Source organism: Pseudonocardia alaniniphila (assembly GCF_022524485.1).
GTDB classification, from domain to species: Bacteria; Actinomycetota; Actinomycetes; order Mycobacteriales; family Pseudonocardiaceae; genus Pseudonocardia; species Pseudonocardia alaniniphila.
The window spans coordinates 1-25,630 of record NZ_JAKXMK010000059.1 but is presented as its reverse complement, the minus strand read 5'-3'; the positions used below and the strand labels follow the sequence as shown (position 1 = coordinate 25,630).

Genomic DNA, 25,630 nt, shown 5'->3' with positions numbered 1-25,630 from the left:
GGCAGCGAGTAGCGGCGGCGTTGTCTACCTACTCGGCCAGTCGGAACGCGAGCTCGGTGACCCAGTCGTCGACGGCCACCTCCGCGGGGTGGGTGTGGAAGGTTTCCAAGCGGCCGCCCCAGTGGTCCCCGTCCGCGGTCGGCGTCATGTCCCAGCGGTGCCCGTGCTCGTCGGCCCACGCGAGCAGCGAGGCGGTTACGTCGATGAGCCGGTCCGGGTGGCCGTGGTGGGTGACCGTCGCGTATCGCCCAGCCGGCAAGACACCGGCCTGCACAACCTCGTCCCCGGTGACCGGGGCGGCCACCGGTACGCCCGCGTCCACGACAAATCGGCGTTCCATGTCGATCACTCGATAACGGAGGAACGGAGCGCCCGCGGGAACAAGACCGCGTTCGGCCAGCCAACCGATCACCACCGGGATGCGGTCGACCGCCTCGGAGAAGGTGTCCATGGTTACGGTTCGGGTGACGTGGACGTACGGCTGCTCGGCTCGCTCGGTGATGTGCGGAGTCTGGATGGCGTTCTTTCCCATGGCGGTGCAGACCGATCGGGGCGGGCAAACTCATCTGTGCAGTCGAACTCATCTCGGGCATCCGGGCCCGCTGTCACCTTTCCCGTGCCTCGTCGGGGCGGTCGGGTTCGGCCGGACGTGCAGGGCCGGGGCCCGCTGCCCGCAGCCCGGGCCTGCCGGATGCGGTCAGCGGAATCATGAGCTGAACAGTGGTGCCTGCGCCGGGTGGGCTGCTCACCCAGAGCCGCCCACCGAGCGCTTCAGCCCGGTCGGTGAGCCCGACCAGGCCGGAACCGGCGGTGGGGTCCGCGCCGCCGCGTCCGTCGTCGCGGACGGCGACCCGCAGCACGTCCTCACCGGCCGTCACGGTGACATCGACGCCGGAGGCGTCGGCGTGCCTGGCGGTGTTGGTCAGCGCCTCCGCAACGACGCAGTACGCGGCCAGCTCGACCGGCTCGGGCAGCCGGCCGTCGACCTCGACATCGAGGGTGACCGGGACTACCGAGCGGCGGGCCAGCGTCTTCAGCACCGGGCGGAGCCCGCCCTCGGCGAGCACGGCGGGGTGCAGGCCACTCGCGATCTCGCGCAGCTCGTCGACCGCACCGTTCAGCTCCGTAACGACCTCGTCCAGCTGCGAGCTGAGTTCCTCGGCCTCCGGAGGCGTCGCCTGCAGCGCGCGCACGCGCAGGGCGAGGGAGACCAGCCGTTGCTGGGCGCGGTCGTGCAGATCGCGTTCCATACGGCGGCGGGCGGCGTCGCCCGCGGCAACGATCCGCGCCCGCGAGGCGGCCAGCGCGGCCTGCGCATCGGCGTTGGCGATCGCGGTCGCGACCAGCTCGGTGAACCAGGTCAACCTGGCCTCGGTGCCGGCGGGCAGCGGTCCGGGGCGGGATCCCACGCTCATGACGCCCCACAACTGTCCCTCCACCCAGATCGGCACGCCCACCGATGCCCGGAGCTGCCAGTCCCGAGCGGCGTCGGCGATGACGCCCGAGGCGGCGCTGTAGTCGTCGATCCGCGCCGAGCGGCCCGTCTCGAACACCCGTGTGTGGATGTTCTGCCCGCCGAACGGCAACCGGGTGCCGACCGGGGTCGGCCCGGTCGCACCCGTGCTGGTCCACATCCCGACGACCGTGATCGTGTCTTGCGGGTCGTACCGGATCAGGACAGCGATCTCGACCTCCAGCAGCCGGCCGACCTCCGCGACGACCGCGGCGAACACCTCCTCCGGCCCGGCACCGCCTGCGACGAGCGTGGCCACCCGCCGCAGTGCCGCCTGCTCGTGCGCGAGGCGTTCGAGCTCGATCTCGGCCTGACGGCGCTCGGTCACGTCGCGCGCCACCGCGTAGACGACGCCCTCTTCGACGACCGGAGTCGCCGTCCACTCGAGCACCCGGTACGAGCCGTCCTTGCGGACATAGCGGTTCTCGAACGACTGCGTCGTCTTGCCCTCACCGATCTCGGCCGACGCGTTCGCCGTCCACTCGCGATCGTCCGGATGTACGAAGTCGAGGTACGGCCGATCGAGCAACTCCTGCTGCGTGTAGCCGAGAATCTGCTCCGCGGCCGGGTTCACCCGGGTGAAGCGCCTCTCGAAGTTGGCCACCGCGATCATGTCGGGCGAGAGGGTGAAGATGCGGTCCAGCTCTTTCTGCACCTTCGCTCGCCGCGTCGCGTTGATCCCGAGCACCGTCGCGAAGCCGGCGAGAACGAGGCCGCAGGCGAGGATGATCCACGGCAAGGTCGCCGCGGCGCCGCGGATCGAGCCTATCGGCAGGATGACATCGAATCGCCTTCCTGCCTCGGTGAATGATGTGCTGACGGTCTGCTCACCGGTGAGAGGTTGGCCGGTGAGCAGATGACCGCCGACCTCCAGACGCACCCCCGGCCTGTTCGCCGCCGCAGCCAGCGTCTGATCCGGCACGAAGACCACCACGTACCCCGGGCGCAGAGAATCCCCGATGAGATTCGGTGCCGGCGCGACCATGAGGAGGCTGTTCGTCCCGGTATCGGGGCCGGGCACAGGCGCCGCGGAGACGCCATCGAGGCGGGTCGCGCGATCGAGCGCCGTGGCCACATCGGTCATGTCCGTTCCACCGCTCAGATCGGTGCCGGGCAGGGCCAAGGGAGGAAAGCCGGACACGAGCGTCGCCGCCAGATAGGAGGAGCGCGATCCGGCGGGCACGACGCTGTGTTGCTCGTCGAGTGTCACGATCGGCTGGCCGATTCGCTGCTCGTACTCCGCTCGCCGTGTGTCGGGAACCGGCTCGACCCATGCAGCAGCTGGGAAGCCGGCCGGGGGAGCCAGTTGAGCGCGTTGCCGGCGAACTGGTCGCTTGTGACGCCGGTGCCGCTGGCGTCCAGCATGAACCGGCGGAGGCTTTCGGTGAGCGATGCCGCCTGCTCGATCCGCCCATGGATCTGTGCCGCCGCGACCTCGGCGTTGTGCTCGGCCTCGCGCCGGACGTCCCCCTCTGCGTGAATGCGCGCGAGGATGAAGCCCGCAACGGCCGCCGCAAGAATCAGCGCCACCACTGCCATGTGTCGCGGCCGCACGGTTACCGACCCACGCGGGAAGCGATCTCTTGGCAGTTCGCGAGCGCGGCCTCGATCGACGACCTGCCGGCGATCACGGCCGCGAACTGCGTGGTGCACTGGTTGCCGACGTCCCGGTACTCGGGGATGCCGACATAGGCGACGGCGGCCGGCAAGCCCGGCCGCTTCGTGGTGCCCGGGTTGTCCACCGGCGCCGACTCGATGGCGGCCAGCGTCGACGCGGCGAAAGCGCTGGCGGCCTTCTGGTATTCGGGGATCTCGTAGGTCGAGCGGCGCGTGCCCGGAGGGATGGCCGCCCAACCGCCGGCTATTCGCGGCCCGGCTTCCTTGATGTATTGCGGTCCGGCCGCCCACGCGATGTATCTCCAGGCCAGGTCGGGCTTGCTCGACGTCGTCGGAATGGCGAGCGCCCACGACCAGAGCCATCCCGAGGCCCGCGTGAGCACGACCGGGGCGGCGGCGTAGCCGTTCTTCCCCTTCACATCGCTGTTGTCGGCTTCGAGCAGGCCGGCAGCGACGGTCGCGTCGTACCACATCGCCACCTTGCCGCTCAGGTACAGCTCGAGGCACTGGTTGTAGCCGGCGCGGGCGGGGTGGCTCTCGCCCGCGTCCCTGACGAGGTCGACGTAGAACTGGAGCGCCTTGCGGAACTCCGGCTGGTCGACCATCGCGTTGTCCACCGAGCCGTCCGGCTTCGCGGACCACCACGTCCCACCGAACGTGTTGAGCACGGTGCCGAACGACCCCCCGAGCTCACCCCAGCCCGGCTTTCCGCGCAGGCAGATACCGGCCCGCTCGGGTGTGTCGATCCTCCGTGCGATGTCGGCCACCTGCCTCCAGGTGGGGTGTTCCGGCATCTCGATGCCCGCGGCCGCGAGGACGTCCTTGCGGTACATCAGGAAGGACGACTCCCCATAGAACGGCGCTGCGTAGAGCCTGCCCTGATACGACAGGGCATTCCGAACCGACGGAATGATGTCGTCCAGCGCGTAGGCCTTGTCGGAGGAGGCCATGGGTGTGAGGTCTGTGATGTAACCGTCCCTGCCGAACTGCGGGGCCTCGTACGGGCCGATCATCACCACGTCGTACCGGCGATCCTCGGTGCCCTCACCGCTCGTGACGACCTCACGCAAGGTGCCCTCGTCGAGAATCGTGTAGTTCACGTCGATGTGGCTCTGCGCGGTGAAGAGCGACGGCGTGAGACGCGCGAGGTCCTGTGCCTGAGGATTGGCGACGATGGCCACGTCGATCGAGCCGCCGGAGTTCGCCTGCGCGTCGTTGTCGCCATCGCCCTGGCAGCCGGCCAGCACCGTTGCGGCAATCGCGGCCAGCATTGTGATCAGACCCCGGCGCACCGTGCCGTTCATGCCGCGCCTCCCGGGTGCTCGGAGGCGCGCAGCTTCTCAGCGTCCCGGCCGCCCCTGGCGGGCGAAACCGGCGACGGGAAAGCGCAGAGCTCATGCTCGCCGCGCAGCCGCGGCACCGTCCGGCTGGTCACCGGCAGCACCAGGTCGGAAGCGACCACCGCAGCTCCGCCAGCAACGGTGCCGCGTCTACCACATCCTCGAAGTCGTCCATCACCAGCAGCCGCTGGGCCCGCAGGTGCGATTGCGGCTCGCTCGTCGGCTCCCCGCAGTGGTGGCAACGATAACCGCCTGGCGACCGGCGCCGCCACCGAAACGACCGGGGCCGGCTCGAGAAACCGCAGCTCCGGGCCGGGATCCTCGACCGCGGGCGCCGAACCGGTACGTCAGGTGCCCTGCGCGACGGGCTGCTCGGCGACCGGCTGCGCGGGGACCGTCCCGTCGAACCGGACGGGAAGGTGGAGGGGCCCTCGCAGGACCGGGTTGGGCCGGTACGGCGGGGGGTCGGCGACGAGACGCGGATGCTCGAGCCGGCGGGCGAGCTCGCTGAGCGCGATCTGGGTCTCCAGCCGGGCGAGGGGCGCGCCGAAGCAGTAGTGGATGCCGCCGCCGAAGCCGAGATGCTGGTCGTCGTCGCGGGCCAGTCCGAAGCGGTCCGGGTCGAACCGGTCGGGATCGAACCGGTCGGGCTCGCGTACGTGCTGGGGGTCGCGACTGCCGGATGCGAGTACCAGGACGACCTGCGAGCCCGCCGGGATCGTGGTGTCGGCGATCTCGATGTCGTCCAGCGTGGCCCGCCATGGCACGAAGTGCACGGGGGGCTCGTAGCGCAGCAACTCCTCGACCAAGCGGATGGACAGCTCGGGGTCGCGGCGCAGACGCTCGAGCACGTCGGGATGGCGCAGCAGGGTGAGCATGCCGTTCGTGATGAGGTTGACGGTGGTCTCGTGCCCGGCCACGAGCAGCAGGAACGCTGTGCTCAGCAGCTGCTCCTGCGACATCCGCCCGTCGGGCCCGTCGTCGGTGACCATCGCGGAGAGCAGGTCGTCACCGGGGTTTCGGCGGTGGGTCTCGATGAGCTCGGTGAGGTACTGCCCCATCTCCGCGCCGGCCTGGGCGTGTCTCTGCTGTTGTTCGGGGCTCGCCGCCTTGGGGTCGAGGGCCTCCAGCCCTGCTTCGACCCAGACGTGGAAGCGCGGTTCGTCCTCGCGAGGCACCCCGAGCAACTCGCAGATCACCGTGACCGGGAACGGATAGGCGAAGTCGTCGACGATGTCGACCTCGGTCCTTCCCGCGAAACCGTCGATCAGGCGGGTGACGATGCCACGGAGATCGGGCACCATGCCGTCGACCCGGCCGGGTGTGTGGGGCGGGCCGAAATGACGCATCGCCAGGCGCCGGAGCCGGTCGTGTTCGGGTGGATCGAGTCGCAGGAAGCTCGGCGCCGACCCCTGCTCGGGGACGCCGGCCGCCGGGTGGGCGAGGTTGCGCACGTCCGAGCTCATCCGCGGATCGTGCAAGAGCTCTTCGATCTCCCGGTAGGTGCTGACCACGTAGCTGCCGTTCTCCTGGCGGGCGACGGGGGTCTTGCGCAGTTCCGCGTAGAGCAGATAAGGATTGGCGCGGTTGGAGTAGTCGAGGATCTGCGCGAAGACGCTGGGGTCTGCCATGGCGCCGCCTCCTTGGTCCGGGCACTCGTGGGCGATCTCGGGATGCGGTGTCAGCGCACCAATGTCGCGCGCCGCTCGCTCGGGTCGTGGCCCGTGACCACGACGGTGGCGTCCTGGGTGGGGATCGGCCGCTCGGGGAACCCGGCCGGCATCGGCACCATCTCGGGAGGCTGGTCGACGCCGCGGAACGTGGGCGGGAACGGTGCGGCCCGCTCGATCAGCCGCTCGTAGAACTCCAGCCACTTCGACTGGTCGAAGGTCACCGCTCCGACGACACGGCCCTGGTGGCCGTAGGCGGCGATGAACCGGCGGTCGGGTATCGAGCCCTGGGTGACGACGACCTCGTCGGCGACGTTCGGGACCCCCACGGACTTGATCTCGGTGCCGAACTGGGTGGACCAGAAGGCAGGCACGGCCAGGTGCGGCCAGCGATCGGCCTGCGAGCTGATCATGTTGTGGGCGGCGATCTCGGCCTGCGCGACCGCGTTGCCCCAGTGCTCGAGAGCGAGGAACTGGTAGCCGAACATCGGTTGCGGAGCGCGGGCGACGTCCCCGGCGACGAAGACGTTGTCCGTGACCAGGCCGTTGACGTCGAATGCCCGGCAACCCGCGTCGCAGGCCACTCCCCACCGCCCGGCAGCCAGCCCGGACCCCGCCAGCCACTCGACGTTGCGGATCCCACCGAGGGCGGCCACCGCGATGTCCACGTCGATCGTGCTGCCGTCGGACAGGTGGGCACGGCGCAGCCGCCCTCCCGCGTCGCCTTCGAGCGCGGTGACCATGACATCGCAGCGCAGGTCGACGCCGTTCTGGCGTTGCATGTCCGCCGCGACCGCGCCGATCGCACTGCCCAGCGCCGCCACGAGCGGGGCGGGCCCGGCCTCGGCGACGGTCACCGCCAGCCCGAGCTCGCGACAGACCGACGCCACCTCGGAACCGGTGAACCCCGCGCCGATGACCAGCACGCGACCGGGCCGCGCGGCCACGAGCCGCTGCAGCCGGTCGGCGTCGGCGCGGGTGCGCAGTACGACCACGCCATCCAGCTGCGCCTCCGCAGGGTTGGGCCACGGCCGGGCCCGCACGCCCGTCGTGATCAGCAGACGGTCGAACCCGACGCTCTCACCATCGGCCAGGTGGACCTGCTGACCGGCCAGGTCCAGCTGCGTGGCAGGCACGCCGAGCCGCCACTCCGCGTCGACGTCGTCACGTCGCGGCAACCCGGTGTGTGTCGCCGGTACCGATCCGCCGAGCACCTGTTTGGACAGCGGCGGCCGGTCGTAGGGCTCCTCGGGTTCGTCCCCGATCAGTGTCAACGAGCCGGTGAATCCCTCATGGCGAAGCGCTACCGCGGCCCGCAACCCCGCGAGCGAGGCGCCGACGACCACGATCCGCCCGTTGCTCAGGAAACCCTGGTCGGACCCGCTTCGGGCCGCCGCGGCGCGGCGCACCGCATCCGCCTGACGGGCCGCGTTCCGACTGCTCACCCGGTCGAGGACGATGGCCTGCACCGGGCAGGCCGCCGCGGCCCGCAACACACGCTCGCGCTGCTCGTCGCTGGGGTCGGGGTCGGGGTCGTACAGCAGTGCTTCGTCCCCGTGCATCGTGAACGCGCTGGGGGCCAGAAACGCGCACTGTGCGTAGCCCTGACACCGGGTGAGGTCGACGACCAGCTTCATCGCGGGATCCCCTCTCAGGCACTCGTTCGTCGGAGCCGCCGGCACGGCGAGTCGCCTGTGTCCGTCACCGTCCAACCCGCTGCCACGGCGCCGCATCACCCGGAATGAACTAGCCGGGAGCACGCAGGACCCCTACCTCGCCCGGCGCGGATGAGGACGCCGGGTTCCCGGTGCCGGACAGTCGCCGCGGGGCGACACCGAGGCATCGGGAAGGACCGACCGCACATGAGCACGAGCGCAGCAGCCGAACGGGCGGGCAAGGCCGCCGCCGGCGTCCTGCTCACGCTGTCGGCCGGCCAGTTCCTCATGACCCTCGACACCTCGGTCATGAACGTGGCCATCGCGACCGTCGCCAAGGACGTCGGAACCACGGTCACCGGCATCCAAGGGGCGATCACGCTCTACACGCTGGTCATGGCCATGTTCATGGTGCCCGGCGGCAAGCTCGGATCGTTGATCGGACGGCGGCGTGCGTTCGCGATCGGCTGCGTCGTCTACGGCCTCGGCTCGCTGATCACCGCACTCGCTCCGAACCTGCCGATCCTCATTCTCGGCTGGTCGGTGCTGGAAGGCATCGGTGCCGCGCTGATCCTGCCGGCCATCGTCGCGCTCGTCGCGGGCAACTTCCCGCCGGAGGGACGGCCCCGCGCGTACGGGCTCGTCATGGGAGCCGGGGCGATCGCGGTGGCCGTCGGTCCGCTGGTCGGGGGCATCGCGACGACCTACTTCTCCTGGCGGTACGTGTTTCTCGGCGAGGTCGTGATCGTCGCCGTGATCCTGCTGCTCGCCCGCCGCATCGCCGATGCTCCGCCGGAGACCCGGGTCGGGTTCGACGTGATCGGCGCGCTGCTCAACGCGATCGGGCTCGGGCTGGCGGTCTTCGGCGTCCTGCGCTCGGCGGAGTGGGGGTGGGTGGCGCCCAAGGCGGGCGCCCCGTCCCTGCTCGGCATCTCCCTCACGGTGTGGTTCGTCCTCGGCGGACTGCTGGTCGTCTGGCTCTTCTTCGAGCGCGAGGCGCACATGGAGGAGAGAGGCCTCGAGCCCCTGGTGAAGCCGTCGTTGTTCACCAATCGCCAGATGACCGGCGGACTGCTGATGTTCTTCCTGCTCTTCCTCGTGCAGGCAGGGCTGTTCTTCACGATCCCGCTGTACCTGTCGGTGTCGCTCGGCCTGTCCGCACTGGAGACGGGGGTGCGGATCCTGCCGCTGTCGGTCACGTTGCTCATCGCCGCCATCGGCGTCCCGCGGTTCTTCCCCGATGCGTCCCCGCGCCGGGTGGTGCGGCTGGGCCTGCTCGCCATGTTCCTCGGGATCGTCGTTCTGCTGACCGCGATCGACGCGAGCGCGGACGCCACGATCGTGACGGTCCCGCTGCTCCTCGCCGGCCTCGGGATCGGCGCGCTGGCGTCGCAGCTCGGTGCGGTGACGGTGTCCGCCGTGCCCGACGAGCTGAGCCCCGAGGTGGGTGGCCTGCAGAACACCGCGACCTATCTCGGCGCGGCGATCGGCACGGCGCTGGCCGGTTCGATCCTCATCGGTGCGCTCACGACGTCGTTCCTGCAGGGCGTCGAGCAGAACCCGGCGATCCCCGAGCAGGTCAAGTCCCAGGCCGACGTCCAGCTGGCCGGCGGGGTGCCGTTCCTGTCCGACGCCGATCTGGAGGCGGCGCTCGTCAACGCGGGGGTCGCCCCGGACGTGACGGCAGCGGCACTGGAGGTGAACGAACAGGCCCGGCTCGACGGCCTGCGTTCGGCCCTCATGGTGCTGGCGCTCGTGGCGCTGGCCGGGGCGTTCTTCGCCCGCCGGATCCCTACGCAGCCCCCGCGGTAGGACGCCCTCGCCGCCCCGACGGCCTACGGGTCGGGAGCGGCGCCTTCCGGCGACCGCTCCCGTCGCACCTCAGCGTGCAGTCCTCACCACGCGATCGGCAGTGAGATGAGTCCGTAGATGACGTTGAACGAGCGGAAGCCCGGCTCCGCGTCGGTGGTGCGGAGCCCGGGGAAACGCTGCAGCAGGGCCGGGAACGCGATCCGCATCTCCATCCGTGCGAGCGGCGCGCCGAGGCAGTGGTGGATCCCGTGCCCGAACGCCAGGTGCCCCATCGCGCCGCGGGTGATGTCGAGCTTGTCCGGGTCGGACAGCAGCTCCGGGTCGCGGTTGGCCGCCGGCAGGGCGCACATGACGAACTCCCCCGCGGCGATCTTCTGCCCGGCGATCTCCACGTCGGTGGTGGTGATCTTTCCGGTGCCGGAGTGCACGATGCTCAGCCAGCGCAGCAGCTCCTCCACCGCGGCGTCCACGCGCTCCGGCTCGGCGCGCAGCAGGGCGAGCTGCTCGGGGTGGCGCAGCAGCGCGAGCGTGCCGAGTCCGAGCATGTTGGCGGTGGTCTCGTGACCGGCGATCAGCAGCAGGGACGCGATGCCGCAGAGCTCGTCGAAGCTCAGCTCGTCGCCGTGCTCGCGCACGAGCATGCCCAGCATGTCCTCGCCGGGGTCGGCCTGGGCGCCCTTCACGAGGTCGGCCATGTAGTCGCGCGACTCCCGGCTCGCCTGGATCCGCTCCTCGGCCGGCACCGAGAGGTCGAGCAGCTTGGTGCTGCGCTCCTGGAACTCGGCACGGTCCGAGTAGGGCACGCCGAGCAGCTCACAGATCACCAGCGAGGGCACGGGCAGCGCGAAGTCGGAGACGAGGTCTGCCGGCGGTCCGCTGCGCTCCATCGCGTCGAGGTGCTCCTCGACGATCTCGCTGATACGCGGCTCCAGCCTGCGCATCCGGCGCACGGTGAACTCCGGGGTGAGCAGCCGCCGCAGCCGCGTGTGGTCCGGCGGGTCGAACACGAGCAGGTTGCCCGCCCGCATCCGGGCCAGCTCCTCCTCGCTCACGTCCTCGAAACCCGGGGGCCGCCGCAGCTCCGAGACCCGGAAGTTGCTGAACCGCTCGCTGTCGCTCAGCACCTCCCGAACGTCCGCGAAGCGCGTGACCATCCATCCCTCCAGGCCGAAGGGGGTGCGGATACGCCCGATCCCGGGGCCGTCCCGCAGCTCGGCGAGCTCCGGCGCCGGATCGAAGGCGTCTCGCCGCATGTGGATGGGTAATTCCTGCTCCCGGGTCACGGCAGCTGTCTCGGTCACGCAACCTCCCCTGCGACGCGCGCCTGGTCAGCGCGCTCCGTGAGATGAACGATAGGCGCCTATCAGGTAGTTCCCATCCGGATTTCCGTTCTCAGTGGTCCCTCAGCAGACGCCCGGATCAGGAGTGACGGTACGAACGCCGCCAGGCTTCCCGGAGCAGGCCGTGGTCGATCAGCACGATCCCCTCCTCACAGACGATGTCGCGGGCCCGCTGCGACATCAGGAACTCGTGGTCGGTGCAGCGCACCCGCGCATCCTCGTCACCGAGGCCCGGATGCACCGCCCACTCGCTGAGTCCCGCAGGCAGCTCACGAAGGAGCTCTGCGTACCGGGCCTGCTTGCCCTCGACGTCGAGACCGAAGCTGTCGAGAAACTCGTGCTCGACGACGGGCACGCCACGGCGGCGCAGCAGGTCCGTTCCACGCTCGAGCCAGGCCCGCGTCGCCAGCCCGTACTCCTGTGCCAACGTCACCGTCAGGTCGAAGATGTCGGCGCGCCCGCCGTCGGCAAGGCAGTGCCAGTCCAGATGTGTCGGCGTGAGCCCGGCGTCCATCACGGCGTCGATCTGGGCGCGGAACTCCAGCTCCACCTCGTCGAGACGGGCCCGGGCCAGAAGCTCGGGCACCTGGGCGGGCGCGAACAGCTCGCCGTCGTCGTCGAGCAGGGACGGCACCCGCTCCTTCGCGGTCAGCGGGCGCCACCGGTCGCGGTCCGTGTCGCACACGAGAGTGAGGTGGATCCCGAACGGGATCTGCGGCCGCCACCGGAGCAGCGCCATCGCATGAGCAGCGCCGGGACACGGCACCATCAGGCTGCATGACGTGCCGATGCCCTCCTCGATCGACTGGACGACAGCGGCGTTGATCGCGGGGTACATCCCGAAGTCGTCGCAGTTCACGATGAGCACACGCGCCTCCGGGGCGAGGCCGAGCCGTTCGTTCGACGAGGCAGCGGGCGCGTCGGCGGCGGGGACGTTCACAACACCCAGTCTGGGCGGCCTGTCCAAACGTTTCCGGGCACTTCGATGCGACAGCGAATCACGCAAAAAGGAGAATCGTCACCGAACCGGTCTACGGATTTCCGGGACTCCCCCGCAATCGCTGTCGGGAGAGCGGTCGTGAACTGCTCCCCGTGCTCGCTGCACCAGCGAGTCGATGTAGCCTCCGCGCGTGGTTCTGGCGATCATCGGCGTCATTCTCCTGGTCGGAGCGGCCATCGCCGTTGCCTTCGCCGTGCGGGGCAAGCGGCGCTGGCAAGCGATGCTGGGCACGGAAACGTCCACCGCCGCCGAATTGACCGCCGATCTGGCAACCGTTCGCGAGCTCGGCGGGGGTGCATTCAGCCGGATTTCCGAAGTGACCGGCACGGCAGCCCCAGGACCCATCGGCGAGCTGAAGTCGGAGCTGGCCGAGCTCCCCTGCATCTGGTACCGCTACGAGATCCGCCGCCGCTACTGGGACACCTCCACCGACTCGGACGGCAACAGGAGCCGCACGCAGCGCACCGAGACGGTTGCGAAGCTGGCGAGCACTCAGCCGTTCCGGGTGGTGGACGCCACCGGGAGCGTGCTCGTGCGACCGGACGGACTCGCGATCGACCACGCCGAGCGGGTGCTGGACCAGTTCGACCCGGACCAGGGCGCGAGCTCCATCTCGTTCCTCGGCATCAGCATCGGCATGAGGAGCGACACCATCGGCTACGAGCGCGAGGAGTGGATCGTCCGCTCCGGCACCCCGCTCTACGTGCTCGGTGAGGCGAGAGACCAGGGCGGCGAGGTGGTGATCGGCAAGCCGGCAAGCGGCGTGCACGTCATCTCCACCCGCAGCGAGGCCGAGTTGCGCAAGGCGTCCCAGCGGACGCAACGGATCCTGATGTGGTCGGCGCTCGCCGCCGTGATCGTGGGCATCGTGCTGCTGGTGGCCGGCGCGGTGGCGGGGGGAACCTCAGGCCGCGCCGCGCCGCGCCACGGTGATCCAGGCCGCCGAGTCGTAGAGCACGCCTCTCTCCGTGTCGTGCTCGGCCATGCCGGCCCGTAGGGCGTCGAGTGCGCCGGCTCTGGCGTCCGCGTCGAGTCCGTCGAGCCTGCCGCCGAACTGCGTGCACACGAAGCGGAAGGCGTCGTCGAGGTCCGGGCCGAAGTACATGGGCTCACTCACCGCGCTCAGCCGCACGTCCGCGAACCCGGCCGACGTCAGCAGGTGACGCACCCGTTCCGGGTCGCTCAGCGAGAACGGCCCCGGCGCCCCCAGCGGGAGCGGCAGGTCACGCCCCGCGGCCAGCACGCTCAGGAACGTGCGGATCCACTCGTTCTTCTCGAACGGCTGCCACGTCATGAGGACGAGGCGTCCACCGGGGCGCAGTGCACGCGCGATGTTGGCGAAGGCGGCTTCGGGGTCACCGAAGAACATGGTCCCGTTACGGCTGACGGCGATGTCGAACGACCGGTCGGCAAAGGGATGATTCTGAGCGTCGGCCTGTTCGAAACGGGCGTTCGGCACCCCTTCTCGGTCCGCTGTCCGGCGCGCGAGATCAATCATCTGCGAGGACAGGTCCACGCCCAGCGCAAATCCGTCGGACGCCCGGCGCGCGGCGTCACGGGTGGTCTGGCCGCTGCCACACCCGATGTCGAGCACGTCCATATTCGCGTCGATTGCGGCAGCCTCGAAGAAGTGGCCGTGATATCCGGCCACCCCCTCGTTCAAGCGTTCGGCGTGCGCCGCCCAGAAATCACCCGAATCCCCGTTCCAGTCGCGTAGCTGCGAGACGTTGGACGGGTCCGGCCGCAAGGCGTCGACGGACGCCGGTTCTCCTGTCACACCCCGCAGTCTGACCCATCGTCCAGGCCCGTCGAGCTCACCCCCGACGGGTCCCTGGCCTGGGCAGGCGTCGGGGCCGCGCATCCACCCGTCCCGCCCACAGTGATCGCGGAGCGCGATGGCGACCGGGTGGTCATAGTCACTCTGCCGAGGGTTCACCCTTGTCAGCAGGTCCGAGAGCTCCGCGAACACCTACGCTGGCGTTCCCCCGAGGAGCCACGTTCCCCTCCCGAATGGATGATGCCCGTGCGACTCGCACGCCTCCTGACCGTCGCTGCAGCCGCGTTCGTGTCCCTGGCAGCGGTCACGGCGCCGTCGGCAGCGGCCGGCGTGCCCGACTCCAGCTCCCCCTCCTCGGGACTCACGGGCGACCTCGACACCCATGACCCTGCGCTCGTGGCGGGCGGGCCCGGCCAGAATTGGTACGTGTTTTCCACGGGCGACCCATCGGTAGGCCACGGAACGATCCAGATCCGCAGCTCTCCCGATGGCCAGGACTGGGCTTTCGCCGGCACCGTCTGGGATTCCATCCCGTCGTGGATCAAGAAGGAGATCCCCGGCGTGAACAACCTGTGGGCGCCCGAGATCTACCATTATCGGGGCACCTATTACCTCTACTATGTCGCGTCCAAGTTCGGCACCAACGACTCGCTGATCGCACTGGCCACCAACACCACGCTCGACCCGAACAATGCCGCCTACAAATGGGTGGACCAAGGCCAGATCCTGCGCTCCGGGTCGTCGGACGACTACAACGCGCTCGATCCGGCGATCATCGAGGACGGCCGGGGACGGCCGTACATGGCGTTCGGCTCCTACTGGAGCGGGATCCGCATGCTGCCGCTCGACTGGCCGTCGGGCCACGTGGCCGCGGACGCGGGTGAACCGCTGCATCTGGCCAGCCGGCAGGAACCGCCGTACGCCATCGAAGCGGCCTACATCGTGCACCGGGCAGGGTGGTACTACCTCTTCACGTCATGGGATGCGTGCTGCCGTGGCGTGGACAGCACCTACCGGATCGTCATCGGCCGCTCCCGCCTCGTCACCGGCCCGTACCTCGATCGCGACGGAAAGAGCCTGCTCGACGGGGGTGGCAGCACCTTCCTCGCCACCTCCGGCAACCAGGTCGGGCCGGGCGGCGAGTCGGTGTCGGACGGCATCCTCGCCTACCACTACTACGACCGCGCCGACGGTGGGAAACCCCATCTGGCCCTGCAGCAACTGTCGTGGAGCGCGGACGGCTGGCCCGAGATCAGCGACGCCAGGCAATGACCGGCGTTCTCAGACGTCTCCGTCCCGGGCGTCACCGGCGTCGTGGACCAGCAGGGCGATCTGAACGCGGTTGTTGAGGTCGAGCTTGGTGAGAATGCTCGACACGTGCGTCTTGACCGTGGGCACCGCGAGGTGGAGCACGGCCCCGATGTCGGCGTTCGATCTGCCCTCCGCCACCGCCACCGCGACGTCGCGCTCGCGGTGGTTCAGCAGAGCGAGCCGATCTCGGGCGTGCTCGCGCCTGCGGTCGCGATCCGAGTCCGTCACGTGCGCGATGAGGCGGCGGGTCACGTCCGGCGAGAGGACCGGGTGTCCACGCGCCACGCGCCGCACGGCCTCCACGATCTCCTCGGGCGGGGTGTCCTTGAGCAGGAACCCCGCGGCACCGGCGCGCAGGGCACGCAGCACGTGGCCATCGGTGTTGAAGGTGGTCAGCACGAGGACCTCGGGGGCGTCGCCGCGCGCGCGGACGGCCTCTGTGGCGGTGAGACCGTCCATTGTGGGCATGCGGATGTCCATGAGGATCACGTCGGGCGCATGCCTGTCGATCAGGCCGAGCACCTCGGTGCCGTCGCCGGCCTCGGCGAGCACGTGGATGTCCGGGGCGCCGCGGAGCATCATCGTGAGCCCGGCCCTGACCAGCGGATCGTCGTCGACGACGAGTACGCCGACCGGGAGCGGCCCACCTGCTGTCACGGCGGCCACGGTAGCCGGGCCTCGACCCGCCATCCGCCCGTCGCGGTGGGACCGTGCACGAGGTGCCCGCCGGCGAGTCTGACGCGCTCGGCCAGGCCGGCCAGGCCCTGCCCGGCCGCTCCGCCGCCCGCGGCAGGCGCCGAACCGGGAGCCGTGTTGCACACCTCGACGGTGAGCCCCTCGCCGCGTGCCCCCGCCACGAGGACGCGCACCTCCGCACCCGGCGCGTGCTTGCGGGCGTTGGTCAGGGCTTCCTGCACCACGCGGTAGGTCGTGCGCCCCGTCGTGTCGGGAACGGACTGCGGCAACGGCGCGCTGAGCTCGATCCGCATCCCGGCCCGGCTCGACTCGTCGACGAGCTCCTGGACGTCGGCCAGACCGGGTTGAGGCAGCTCACCGACCGGGGCGCGGAGGACGCCGATGACCGCACGCAGGTCCTGCAGCGCCTGGTGGGCGCTCTCGCGGATCACCTTAGCCGCGCCTGCGACCTCCTCCGGCGGCGCGCCCGGACGGTATTCGAGCGCTCCGGCGTACACGCTCAGCAGGGAGAGCCGGTGACCGAGCACGTCGTGCATCTCCCGCGCGACCGCCTCACGGGCGTGGTGCTGAGCCTGTTCGGCGAGCAGCCGTGCCTCGGCCCCCGCACGCGCCACGAGCTGGCGGTGGTGATGGATGACGAGCCCCCAGCCGGTGGCGACGCCCTGAAATGCGACCCCGAGCATCAGCAACAGGCCGCGGTCGTCGCCCGACTCGATGCGCAGCAGGACGTAGGCGAGCGCGGTGATCAGGCTCAGCCCGAAGACGGTGATCGAGGTGCGCGGAGCCCGGTGCACCGCCACGGTGAACAGGCCCACCAACATCGCTCCCGCGACGAGCTCGAACACCGCCGACAACGCCACCAGCGCCACGGCGAACGCCACCGGCCAGCGGCGGCGCAACCAGATGGCGGCGCACCCGAGCGCCCCGACGACCTGCTCGACGTCGAAGAACCACTCCGGCCCGGCGAGGCCCAACCGCATGCGATCGGCCGCGGTGAACACACCGAGGCCCACTGCCAACAAGAACAGGCAGCTGTCGACGGCCCAGTCGCGGCGTGTGCGTGCCGGATCCAGCGGGAGGGAATCGGTCATCTTGCGCCGAAGCGTACGGCGGGTCGATGGTCAGGAGGCTCCTCGTCGGCGCCGCCGGTACCTCCGTCAGCAGATCCGATACTTCGGTCGGAGCCGGACGGTGGGGGCTGCGACCTCGGTCGGCCCGGCGGCTCCCGGCGATCGATCCGCGAGCGGGCGGCTGATCCCTAGCGTCGCCGGCATGCGGACACCCTTCCAGTTGATCGGGCTCTTCCTGCTCGCTGCGGGCATCAGCGGATGCATCGACCACCTGGCATATCAGCCGATCATGGGTCTGTTCCTCAACGTGTTCAACCGGTTCGTGATCCCGCGGATCGACGCACTGGCGGGGTACGAGCTCTTCGCGAACCTGGTCGTGGCGGTGGTCGGGGCCGTCGTCCTGGTCGCCGCGAGCCAGGTGCACAAGGCATGACGCTGACGGCACCTGATCGGCATCGATCGGGACAGGAATCGTCCCTCTTGGACAGAGTGCGTACGGTGTGTGACTGATCGGCCATCGCGGGGAAGCGGCCCGGTCGTACAACGGCGTAGCGGGAGGGGGCCCACGCGCGTGACCGACCCCGACGCTCGGCCTGCCCCCGGGCCCCCCGCGCAACGACCGGGCGGCCCGTGGCGGGTGGCGGGGTTCGTCATCGCGGTGCTCGGCATCGTGCTCGTGGCGATCACGCCCAACCCTCCCGAGACCGTCCTGCACTGGCTCCAGATCGTGGGCGGGGCGTCGCTCACGGCGTTTCTCACGACGTACGCGGGGTGGCACGAGGTCGCGCGGCTGCGGGGCCACCCCAGGCGGATCCTGCGCTGGGTGCTGCGCAGGCGCGTCGCCGTGGCCGTGGGCGTCGTGCTGGCCCTGGTGCTGGCGTTCGGCATCCCCCCGGCCTGGGAGTTCACCCGCGGCGTCTCCCTCGCCGTGTTCGGCTGTTCGCCCCCAACTCAGCTGCGCATGGTCACGAGCCCCGAGACCATCACGACGGCACGCTCGCTCGCCGGCGACTACGAGCGGTGGACCGCCACAGAGAACCACGACTGCCCCACCGTGGAGATCTACGTCTACGAGGCTCCCCCCGACGAGATCCGGCAGCGGATCCAGATGGGGACGGGCTGGCTGGACGGGTCCGATGTGCTGCGGGAGATCGGGCCGCAGCCCGACATCTGGCTCGCCACCACGAGCCACGAACTCCCCGACCCGCCCGGCACGGCGATCGCCGGCACCACGCCCTTCGCGTACACGCCGGTGGTGCTGGCTGTGCCCTCGGCCGAGGACGGCCGGCACGTGAGCCGGCAGGGCACGTGGGCGGACACGTTCCAGCAGGTCGCCGACCAGGGGGTCGACGTCGTACGGGCCGACCCGAACTCCACCGAGCTGGGCCTGCTCGCCACCGCGCTCCTGTACGGCTCGCGCGGTCAGGACAGCCCGCCGAACCCGCCGCACCAGCTCGGCCCGGCCGAGGTCGAGCAGCGCATCGCGGTGTCCCTCGACAACGGCGGCTTCCCGCTCACGGACACCCCCGGGCTCCTGTGCCGCCACCGGCTCCTGGGGTCGTCGGCGGCCGTCATCGCGTCCGAGCAGCAGGTCGTGCGCTTCAACCTGGGTGATCCGCTCGGCCCGTCATGCCTGTCGCGCACGGACAACCCCGAGCAGCTCGTCGCGCTCTACCCGTCGGACACGCGCGGCCTGGACCAGCAGTTCGTCCGGCTCTCGTGGAGTGAGCCGCCCCAACGGCAGGCCGCGGCCGACTTCGGGGCATGGCTGCTCACCGAGCCCGGGCGGACGGCGGTCGTCCGGACGGGCCTGCGGCCGCTCGGGCCGTACGCGAAGGGGCCCACCCTCACGACACCCGGAATCGACACCGACGCCGTGCCGACGATGGGCCCGGTCCCACCCGCCGAGTGGGAAGGCACGCTGTCGGCGCACGACGCAGCCCAGCGTCGTGGCCGAGTGCTCTTCGTACTGGACACGTCCGGATCGATGGCCACGAGAGGCCCGGAGGGCACGAGGTCGGCCGTCGCGGCCGCCGCCGTCTCCGCGGCGCTGGGGGGAATGGGTCCTCGTGACGAGTTCGGCCTCTGGTTCTTCCCCGACCCAGCGGGCACCGGCCACGTCCAGGCCGTGCCGCTCGGCGCGCCCGACCGAGCTCGGCGTGACGCCGCACAGCAGGCGTTGAACGGGGTGCGGCCCGCGGGGAACACGCCGCTCTTCCGCAGCATGATCGACGGTGCAGCGGCCCTCCCCTCCGACGATCCGGGCCGGGTCGACGCCGTCGTCGTCCTGACCGACGGCGAGGACACCAGCAGCGGAGTCGGCGCCGATGCGGTCAGCTCGGCCCTTGCCGGCACCGGCGTCCGGCTGGTCGTCGTCACGATCGGTGAGATCCGCTGCTCCGACGCGGGTCTGACCGCGATCACCACCGCGACAGCAGGCGAGTGCGTCGACGCCGATCTGGCGAGCCTCGACACCACGTTGCGCACGGCCACTGCGGGCCTGTGGGGTGGCCGATGATGGCCCGCTTCCGGCACTGGGAGCGCCCGCTCGCATGGTGGGCCGCCGGGATCGTCGTCGGCGTGGCGGCCGTCCTGCTCACCACGGCCGTCACCGCTCTCGTCGACGACCCCGGCAGGCTCGAGGACAACGGCGAGATCGTGATCCTCAGCGGGCGTGACGACAGTCTGGGTGGCCAGCGCCAGGAGTTGGTCAACCAGTGGAACGAGCTCCATCCGGACAGCCGGGCGCGAATCGTCGAGCTGTCCGCTCTCGCCGACGCCCAACGCAGCGAGATGCTGGCCAGGGCCCAGTCCGGCCGTGGCGACATCGACGTCTACAACCTCGACGTGACCTGGACGGCCGAGTTCGCCGACGCCGGATACATCCAGAGCCTCGACGAGTCCCGCATCCCCGAGGACGGATTCCTCTCCGGACCGCTGGCCACCTGCCGCTACAACGGCAAGCTGTGGGCGCTTCCGTTCAACACCGACGTGGGTCTCCTGTACTACCGGTCCGATCTCCTCGACCTCCCGCCGCAGACCTGGAAGGACCTCGAGGACGACGTCGCCGAGCAGCGGGCGCGCAGTGGGAACGACGTGGACGGCTATGCCGGACAGTTCGCGGATTATGAAGGACTCACGGTGAATGCGCTGGAAGCCATCGGGGGCGCGGGCGGCTCGGTCGTGGACGAAAGTGGTGACGTCGTCATCGACGACCATCGCGTCGCGGTCACGGAAGGTCTCGACCGCCTCCGGAAGATCGCCCCGACCGGCGTCCCCGCGCTCGACGAGGACAGCAGCACCCAACTCTTCCGATCGGGCAAGGCGCTTTTCATGCGCAATTGGCCGGTGAAGTTCAAGACGCTGACAGAGGACCTCGAAGGGGCGCCCCCGGTGACGTTCGACGTCGCTCCCCTGCCCTCCGACTCAGGGGTCCTCGGTGGCCAGAACCTCGCCGTCGCGGCCGGCACCGACCGTCCCCGTGCCGCACGTGCGCTGATCGAGTTCCTCACCAGCGAGCGCAGCCAGCAGATCCTCTTCGAACGCGGCGGCCTGCCCGCCACCCGCAAGGTCGTCTACTCCGACCCGGTGGTCCGGGAGCGCTACGAATACGTCCCTACCTTGGAGCGGGCGCTCGAACACGCGAAACCGCGGCCCGCCCAACCCCACTACGCGCGGTTCAGCCAGGTGTTCCGTTCGGCCGTCGACGGCTTTCTCCGCCAGAGCGCACCCCTCCCCGACGACATCCAGGACCAGCTGGTGGGCGCGCTGAAGGGCCGGCTCGCCCCGGCCTCCGACGACTAACGTCCTGGTCGGCGAGCTGCGGGAGCCACGAACCGGCAGAGGACCGCAGGCCATCGGATGACGCCGTAGTCGGCACGGAGGCGCTTATAGTCATCGTGCCGACAAGGAGGCAGCGGTGAGCTTGACCAACGTGTGGCTGCAGACACGGGGGGACGGCTTGGTGCGCGCTGACCAGGTGGCCGGCATCGAGGCCCACCAGACCCCCGAGCTCACCGGCAAACCGTCGTACTGGCTGCTCGACATCGTGCTCCCTTCCCCGGTCGGCAACGGTTCGGGTGGTGAGCTCTGGATCAACGTCCTGCACCGCACCCTGCTCCAGACCTCGCTGGATCCCGGCGACGCACCCGTCGCGCTGGCCCGGCTGCTCTCCCAGCTCGACACCATCAGCGCCGCAGGGATCATCGCCACCACCCGCCACAGTGCCGACATCGGGGCTCCGGCAACCGACGGCATCGCCGTGGGATCGGCGACCGTGCGCTTCCATTTCACCCCGTTCAGCTCACCACCGCCGCGGGACGACACAGGGGCCGAATACCTGCAGGGCACGCTTTCGCCGATTTTGGGTAATCCACACTTTTATCGGCAATCCGCCGGTAAAAATGATCACGAAGCGTTCTATCGATCAACGCGGGAACATTTCCACCCGCCCGTTCGTCCAACGAACTGATGCATCTCGGAGGCGCAATTCGGTAGGGAAGGTCGGATCATGGTGACTGGGACTACGGCTTACGACGTCGTCATCGTCGGTGCGGGCACGGCCGGCTGCGTGCTCGCCGCGCGGCTGTCCGAGGACGCGGCCACGCGGGTGCTCCTGCTCGAGGCCGGCAGCCGGGAGCCACTGGCCGCGGTGGCCGAACCCGGGGCCTGGCCCAGTCTCACCGGCTCGTCGATGGACTGGGGCGACCACACCGTCGTCCTGGACGGCATCGGCCGGACCGAGGCGATGCCACGCGGCCGGGGGCTCGGCGGGTCATCGGCGATCAACGCGATGGCCTTCATGCGGGGCCATCGCGCGAGCCATGACGCGTGGATCACGGCCGGTGCGAAGGGCTGGGGGTACGACGACCTGCTGCCCTACTTCAAGCGCACCGAGCACGTCGAGGGCCGCGACCCCGCCGTACGCGGCCAGAACGGCCCCCTCCGCCCCTGGATCCCCACCGCGCCCCATCCACTCTCCGTGGCCACCATCGATGGGGCTCGCGAGCTCGGGCATCCGATCGCGCAGGACGTCAACAGCGGTCTCGAAGAGGGATTCGGATGGAGCGAGTTCACCATCCTCGACGGCAGACGGCAGAGCGCCGCCGACGCCTACCTCCTCCCGGTCCTCGACCGCCCCAACCTCGACCTGGTCACCGACGCGCTGGTGCACCGCCTCCTGTTCAGCGGCAACCGCTGCACCGGGGTCGAGTACAGCGTCGGCGGCCACACGCTCAGCGCACAGAGCGGGGGCGAGGTCGTCCTCACCGCTGGGGCGATCGGCACGTCGCAGCTGCTGATGCTCTCCGGGATCGGTCCGCAGGCTCACCTGCGTCAGTTCGGGATCGACGTGTTCGCCGACGTCCCCGGGGTGGGCTCCAACCTCCACGACCACCCCATGACCACCCTGGTCTACCACTCCGCCCAGCCCATCCCGCCCTCCACGAGCAACGGCGGCGGCGAGGCCAAGGGCGACCAGCGCAGCAATTCCGCGAGTCCGTGGCCCGACATCCAGCTGTTCACCTCGATCAGGCCGCTGCGCGCCGCCACACTGACCGGCCCCGAACCCGGCGCGGGCTACGCCATCGTGGTCGCCCTCATGGCGCCCAAGAGCCGCGGAACGGTGCGCCTGGCCGACGCCGCCCCGGACGCGGCTCCTCTGATCGATCCGCGCTACTACTCCGACGGCCGCGACGTCGACGCCATGGTCGCCGGGCTGCGTGCCGCCCGCGAGCTCGGCACCGCATCCTCCTTCGACCCGTGGCGCGGGGAGGAGGCCCAACCGGGCAGCGACGTGCAGAGCGACGACGAACTGCGCAGCTACATCCACAGGAGCCTGCGCAGCTACCACCACTACGCCGGGACCTGCCGCATCGGCACCGACGACGAGGCCGTCCTCGACGCCGACCTGCGCGTGCGCGGCTTCGAGGCGCTGCGCGTGGCCGACGCGTCCGTGATGCCCTCCCCGGTGGCCGCCAACACCAACGCCGCCGTCTACGCCATCGCGGAACGGGCGGTCGAGCTGATCCGGTCCTGACCGCGGTCAGGCGGGCCTGCGTCCCGGAAACGGAACGCGCATGAGGTCCTGGGCCACCACGATCTCCCCGTCGTACACCGCTGCGGCCTCGGCGTGGAACCGCACCGGGTCGCCGTAGCGCTGGGAGAAATGGGTGAGCACGAGGCAACGCACCCCACAGACTGCGGCCACCACACCTGCCTGCCGGGCGGTGAGGTGGCCGTAGGAGTCGGCGAGAGCCGAGTCCTCGTCGAGGAACGTCGACTCGATCACGAGCATGTCCACGCCATCGGCGAGGGCGTGGACCGCGTCGCAGATGCGGGTGTCCATCACGAACGCGAACCGCTGGCCCGGCCGGGGTGCGCTGACCTCCTCCACCCGCACCGTGCGGCCGCCCACCTCGATGAGCCCGGTGCGCTGGAGGCGGCCCACGTCCGGGCCCGCGAGGCCGTACCGGGCAAGCCGGTCCGGCAGCATACGGCGCCCGTCCGGCTCGACGAGGCGGTAGCCGAACGCCTCCACGGGGTGGTCGAGACGGCGCGCCTCCAACGTCCAGTCCGCCGTGGCCGACACCACGCCGTCCTGGTCCACCGGCTCCTCCCGCAGGTCGACGACGTCGTGGAACACGCTCGCGTGGCGCAGGCGCTCGAAGTACTCCTGCCCGGACGCCGGGAAGTGCGCGCGCACCGGGTGCGCCACCCGGTCGAGCGAGAGCCGTTGGACGACGCCCGGCACGCCGAGGCAGTGGTCGCCGTGGAAATGGGTGAGGCAGAGCCGGGTGACGGCGCTGCTCGCCACTCCCGCGAGGAGCATCTGCCGCTGCGTGCCCTCGCCGGGATCGAAGAGGAAGCCGTCGCCGTCCCAGCGCAGGAAGTAGCCGTTGTGGTTGCGCAACCGCGTCGGCGCCTGGCTGGCGGTGCCCAGCACGACGAGTTCACGGCCCGACACCTCGCGCACGCTACCCGCACAGCGGATGTACCCCTCCCCATCCGCTGTGCGCGCAGAGGTCAGGACGCGAGCGCGGCGACCGACACCTCCCAGAGCCGCTCGGCTGCCTCCGGATCGAGCGCGTAAGCCGCAACGCCACGACGGGTGCCGGGCTGGTGGGGCCCGGGCTCGTTGCAGTCCTCGAAGTACCGACCGCCGATCCCGTCCAGCAGCGGTGCCGTCGCGACCAGAACGGACGTGGCGGCGCCCTGCTCCGGTGTCCTCCACCGGACGTCACCGCCGGCATTCCGGGCGGCCGCCTCGAGCTCCTGCTCCGAGATGTGGCGCTGCAGGTTGGTCCGGATCCCGCCGGGCATCACCGCGTTGACCGTGATGCCGTCGCCGGCCCAGCGCTTCGTCGCCTCGACGGCGAACAGCACGTTCGCCGTCTTCGACTGCCCGTACGCCAGCCAGGGGTCGTAGGGCCGCTCCCGGAAGTGGATGTCGGAGAAGAGGACCGGGGACCGCAGGTGCGCACTGGAGGTGAGCGACATGACGCGCGCTCCGCCGGCCGCGGCAAGCGCCGCGTGCAGTCCGGTGGTGAGTCCGAAGTGGCCGAAGTGGTTCGTCGCGAACTGCAACTCCCAGCCCTCGGTCGTGCGGGTCTCGGGGTTGCCCATCACGCCCGCGTTGTTCACGAGGATGTGCAACGGCCCCTCCCAGCCTGCGACGAGCTCCGCGACCGAAGCCCGGTCGGCCAGATCCAGCGGGGCCACCAGGACCTGCTTGTTGCCGGTGGTCGCGATGATGTCCTCGGCGGTGCGGTCCCCCGCCTCGGTGTTGCGCACCGCGAGGGTCACCTCGGCGCCCGCTCCGGCGAGCGCGCGGGCCGTCTCGACACCGATCCCGGACGCCCCTCCCGTCACGATGGCGCGGCGCCCGGTCAGGTCGATTCCCGCAACGACCTCTGCAGCTGTCGATTCCGCGCCGAACGGCGTGACGATGCGTGAAGCTGAAACCATGATCCTCTTCCCGTCGGGCTCGACGCTGTGACGAGGCACCCTCCACGAAGAAGCGGAGGACCCTCCGCTCAAGGGTAACCGGAGGATCCTCCAGATCGCAACACCATGGTCGCGGCCCGTGGAGCACCCGCGCCGGACCTCCCCGCCCGGCGGAAACGGCGGCATCACACAGGTAGCGCTCGACGCTTCCGGCTTTCAGCCCTCGACCCCACCCGACCGACGAGTCGATCCACCCATTCGCGAAATGAATTCTTCGCTACTGTCGAGGGCACTAATCGGAAACGATGAGCGAACACGATCGGCCGCATGCGATATTCACAGCGACCTCGACGGTGATCGAACAAGGCGCGCCCAGGTTGCCCACATCGGGCGACCGCCGATCCGTAACAGACTTCGACAGGCACTCACAGAGACGAAAAGATCGGCACCACCCGTGAAGCACGGCATCCCACAGGGCGGCCAAAAGATCGAACAAAGGTGAGCAATCGAAACGATTGCGCCGACCGAGCGGCGGTTGGTCGCTGAACCGTGTGCTGTCACGTGTGTCGTGCATCACACCACACCTGCAACCGGCCGAGAAGGCGCTCGGGCCGACCTCCGACGTCACGGTCCGGACCTGATCCTTGATCTGCGTTCCGACGTGGTCTTTCACGACAGTTTCGGACGCCTCGGATCAATGCAGTTGTGACGCGCCGTCACGACCGCTCGCCGCAATCAGCCACTTACGGGCCGGGATAGATATTCCCGAGGACCGGCGAGCCGTACCGATCAGAAAGGCGCACATCAGATGCAGGCGTCGAGGATCTTCATTGTTGGTTCGGGTGTGGTTGGTCTGGCGACGGGGCGGGGGTTTGTGGAGGCGGG

The 25,630-nt window shown here is 70.2% G+C and carries 22 protein-coding genes; 8 read left to right on the top strand and 14 right to left on the bottom strand.

All coding sequences use genetic code 11. The features are described 5' to 3' along the window. Positions 1-28: 28 nt before the first annotated feature. The 7 genes from MMF94_RS41460 to MMF94_RS41430 all read right to left on the bottom strand — a co-directional run bounded on the left by MMF94_RS41460 (position 29) and on the right by MMF94_RS41430 (position 7,777). The gene (locus MMF94_RS41460) at positions 29-532 is read right to left on the bottom strand and encodes a GyrI-like domain-containing protein (protein WP_241042994.1); all 504 of its coding nucleotides are present in this window, start codon (positions 530-532) and stop codon (positions 29-31) included. 73 nt (positions 533-605) lie between these two features. Then, positions 606-2,597, bottom strand: coding sequence for a PAS domain-containing sensor histidine kinase (locus MMF94_RS41455; protein WP_241042993.1), 1,992 nt, complete (start codon positions 2,595-2,597; stop codon positions 606-608). Positions 2,598-2,719: 122 nt separating this feature from the next. Further along, on the bottom strand, positions 2,720-3,052 hold the full coding sequence (locus MMF94_RS41450; protein WP_241042992.1) for a hypothetical protein: 333 nt from the start codon (positions 3,050-3,052) through the stop codon (positions 2,720-2,722). A 17-nt stretch (positions 3,053-3,069) separates the two neighbouring features. Further along, positions 3,070-4,434: an ABC transporter substrate-binding protein gene (locus MMF94_RS41445; protein WP_241042991.1), complete on the bottom strand. Its 1,365-nt coding sequence runs from the start codon at positions 4,432-4,434 to the stop codon at positions 3,070-3,072. After that, entirely contained in the window at positions 4,431-4,592 is a 162-nt protein-coding gene (locus MMF94_RS41440; RefSeq protein WP_241042990.1) for a hypothetical protein, read from the bottom strand. Before MMF94_RS41440 ends, MMF94_RS41445 begins: the two co-directional genes overlap by 4 nt. Positions 4,593-4,817: 225 nt before the next feature. Further along, on the bottom strand, positions 4,818-6,101 hold the full coding sequence (locus MMF94_RS41435) for a cytochrome P450 (RefSeq protein WP_241042989.1): 1,284 nt from the start codon (positions 6,099-6,101) through the stop codon (positions 4,818-4,820). A 50-nt stretch (positions 6,102-6,151) separates the two neighbouring features. Beyond that, on the bottom strand, positions 6,152-7,777 hold the full coding sequence (locus MMF94_RS41430; RefSeq protein ID WP_241042988.1) for an FAD-dependent oxidoreductase: 1,626 nt from the start codon (positions 7,775-7,777) through the stop codon (positions 6,152-6,154). A 225-nt stretch (positions 7,778-8,002) separates the two neighbouring features. Here MMF94_RS41430 and MMF94_RS41425 point away from each other — a divergent pair, with 225 nt between their 5' ends. After that, complete coding sequence (locus MMF94_RS41425) at positions 8,003-9,607, top strand: MFS transporter (RefSeq protein ID WP_241042987.1); 1,605 nt, start codon at positions 8,003-8,005, stop codon at positions 9,605-9,607. A gap of 83 nt (positions 9,608-9,690) precedes the next feature. Here the strand turns inward: MMF94_RS41425 and MMF94_RS41420 are convergent, their stop codons facing one another. Both MMF94_RS41420 and MMF94_RS41415 read right to left on the bottom strand, forming a co-directional pair. Beyond that, a complete protein-coding gene (locus MMF94_RS41420) occupies positions 9,691-10,908 on the bottom strand; it encodes a cytochrome P450 (protein ID WP_241042986.1) in 1,218 nt (405 codons plus the stop codon). 118 nt (positions 10,909-11,026) lie between these two features. After that, the gene (locus MMF94_RS41415) at positions 11,027-11,887 is read right to left on the bottom strand and encodes a polysaccharide deacetylase family protein (RefSeq protein WP_241042985.1); all 861 of its coding nucleotides are present in this window, start codon (positions 11,885-11,887) and stop codon (positions 11,027-11,029) included. A gap of 190 nt (positions 11,888-12,077) precedes the next feature. Here MMF94_RS41415 and MMF94_RS41410 point away from each other — a divergent pair, with 190 nt between their 5' ends. Beyond that, entirely contained in the window at positions 12,078-12,944 is an 867-nt protein-coding gene (locus MMF94_RS41410) for an E3 ubiquitin ligase family protein (RefSeq protein WP_241042984.1), read from the top strand. On the opposite strand, the gene MMF94_RS41405 is transcribed toward MMF94_RS41410, so the two are convergent. Next, positions 12,852-13,724, bottom strand: coding sequence for a class I SAM-dependent methyltransferase (locus MMF94_RS41405; protein ID WP_241042983.1), 873 nt, complete (start codon positions 13,722-13,724; stop codon positions 12,852-12,854). The two genes, MMF94_RS41410 and MMF94_RS41405, sit on opposite strands and share 93 nt — an antisense overlap. A 246-nt stretch (positions 13,725-13,970) precedes the next feature. Between MMF94_RS41405 and MMF94_RS41400 the strand changes: the two genes are divergently transcribed. Beyond that, a complete protein-coding gene (locus MMF94_RS41400) occupies positions 13,971-14,996 on the top strand; it encodes an arabinan endo-1,5-alpha-L-arabinosidase (RefSeq protein ID WP_241042982.1) in 1,026 nt (341 codons plus the stop codon). Positions 14,997-15,005: 9 nt separating this feature from the next. On the opposite strand, the gene MMF94_RS41395 is transcribed toward MMF94_RS41400, so the two are convergent. After that, positions 15,006-15,701 carry a response regulator gene (locus MMF94_RS41395; RefSeq protein WP_241042981.1) on the bottom strand — a complete coding sequence of 232 codons (696 nt, stop codon included), beginning with the start codon at positions 15,699-15,701 and terminating at the stop codon, positions 15,006-15,008. Then, complete coding sequence (locus MMF94_RS41390) at positions 15,689-16,822, bottom strand: sensor histidine kinase (protein WP_241042980.1); 1,134 nt, start codon at positions 16,820-16,822, stop codon at positions 15,689-15,691. Before MMF94_RS41390 ends, MMF94_RS41395 begins: the two co-directional genes overlap by 13 nt. A 181-nt stretch (positions 16,823-17,003) precedes the next feature. Between MMF94_RS41390 and MMF94_RS41385 the strand changes: the two genes are divergently transcribed. From MMF94_RS41385 to MMF94_RS41365, 5 genes are all read left to right on the top strand, one after another. Continuing rightward, positions 17,004-17,234, top strand: a complete 231-nt coding sequence (locus MMF94_RS41385) for a hypothetical protein (RefSeq protein WP_241042979.1) — start codon at positions 17,004-17,006, stop codon at positions 17,232-17,234. A 138-nt stretch (positions 17,235-17,372) separates the two neighbouring features. Continuing rightward, positions 17,373-19,319 carry a vWA domain-containing protein gene (locus MMF94_RS41380; RefSeq protein ID WP_241042978.1) on the top strand — a complete coding sequence of 649 codons (1,947 nt, stop codon included), beginning with the start codon at positions 17,373-17,375 and terminating at the stop codon, positions 19,317-19,319. Then, the gene (locus MMF94_RS41375) at positions 19,316-20,605 is read left to right on the top strand and encodes an ABC transporter substrate-binding protein (RefSeq protein ID WP_241042977.1); all 1,290 of its coding nucleotides are present in this window, start codon (positions 19,316-19,318) and stop codon (positions 20,603-20,605) included. Before MMF94_RS41380 ends, MMF94_RS41375 begins: the two co-directional genes overlap by 4 nt. A 115-nt stretch (positions 20,606-20,720) precedes the next feature. After that, the gene (locus MMF94_RS41370) at positions 20,721-21,272 is read left to right on the top strand and encodes a hypothetical protein (RefSeq protein ID WP_241042976.1); all 552 of its coding nucleotides are present in this window, start codon (positions 20,721-20,723) and stop codon (positions 21,270-21,272) included. 39 nt (positions 21,273-21,311) lie between these two features. Continuing rightward, positions 21,312-22,838 carry a GMC family oxidoreductase gene (locus MMF94_RS41365; protein ID WP_241042975.1) on the top strand — a complete coding sequence of 509 codons (1,527 nt, stop codon included), beginning with the start codon at positions 21,312-21,314 and terminating at the stop codon, positions 22,836-22,838. Between the two features lie 6 nt (positions 22,839-22,844). On the opposite strand, the gene MMF94_RS41360 is transcribed toward MMF94_RS41365, so the two are convergent. Together MMF94_RS41360 and MMF94_RS41355 are read right to left on the bottom strand one after the other, a co-directional pair. Beyond that, positions 22,845-23,765: a ribonuclease Z gene (locus MMF94_RS41360; protein ID WP_241042974.1), complete on the bottom strand. Its 921-nt coding sequence runs from the start codon at positions 23,763-23,765 to the stop codon at positions 22,845-22,847. A gap of 59 nt (positions 23,766-23,824) precedes the next feature. Next, a complete protein-coding gene (locus MMF94_RS41355; protein WP_241042973.1) occupies positions 23,825-24,766 on the bottom strand; it encodes an SDR family NAD(P)-dependent oxidoreductase in 942 nt (313 codons plus the stop codon). Positions 24,767-25,630: the final 864 nt, after the last annotated feature.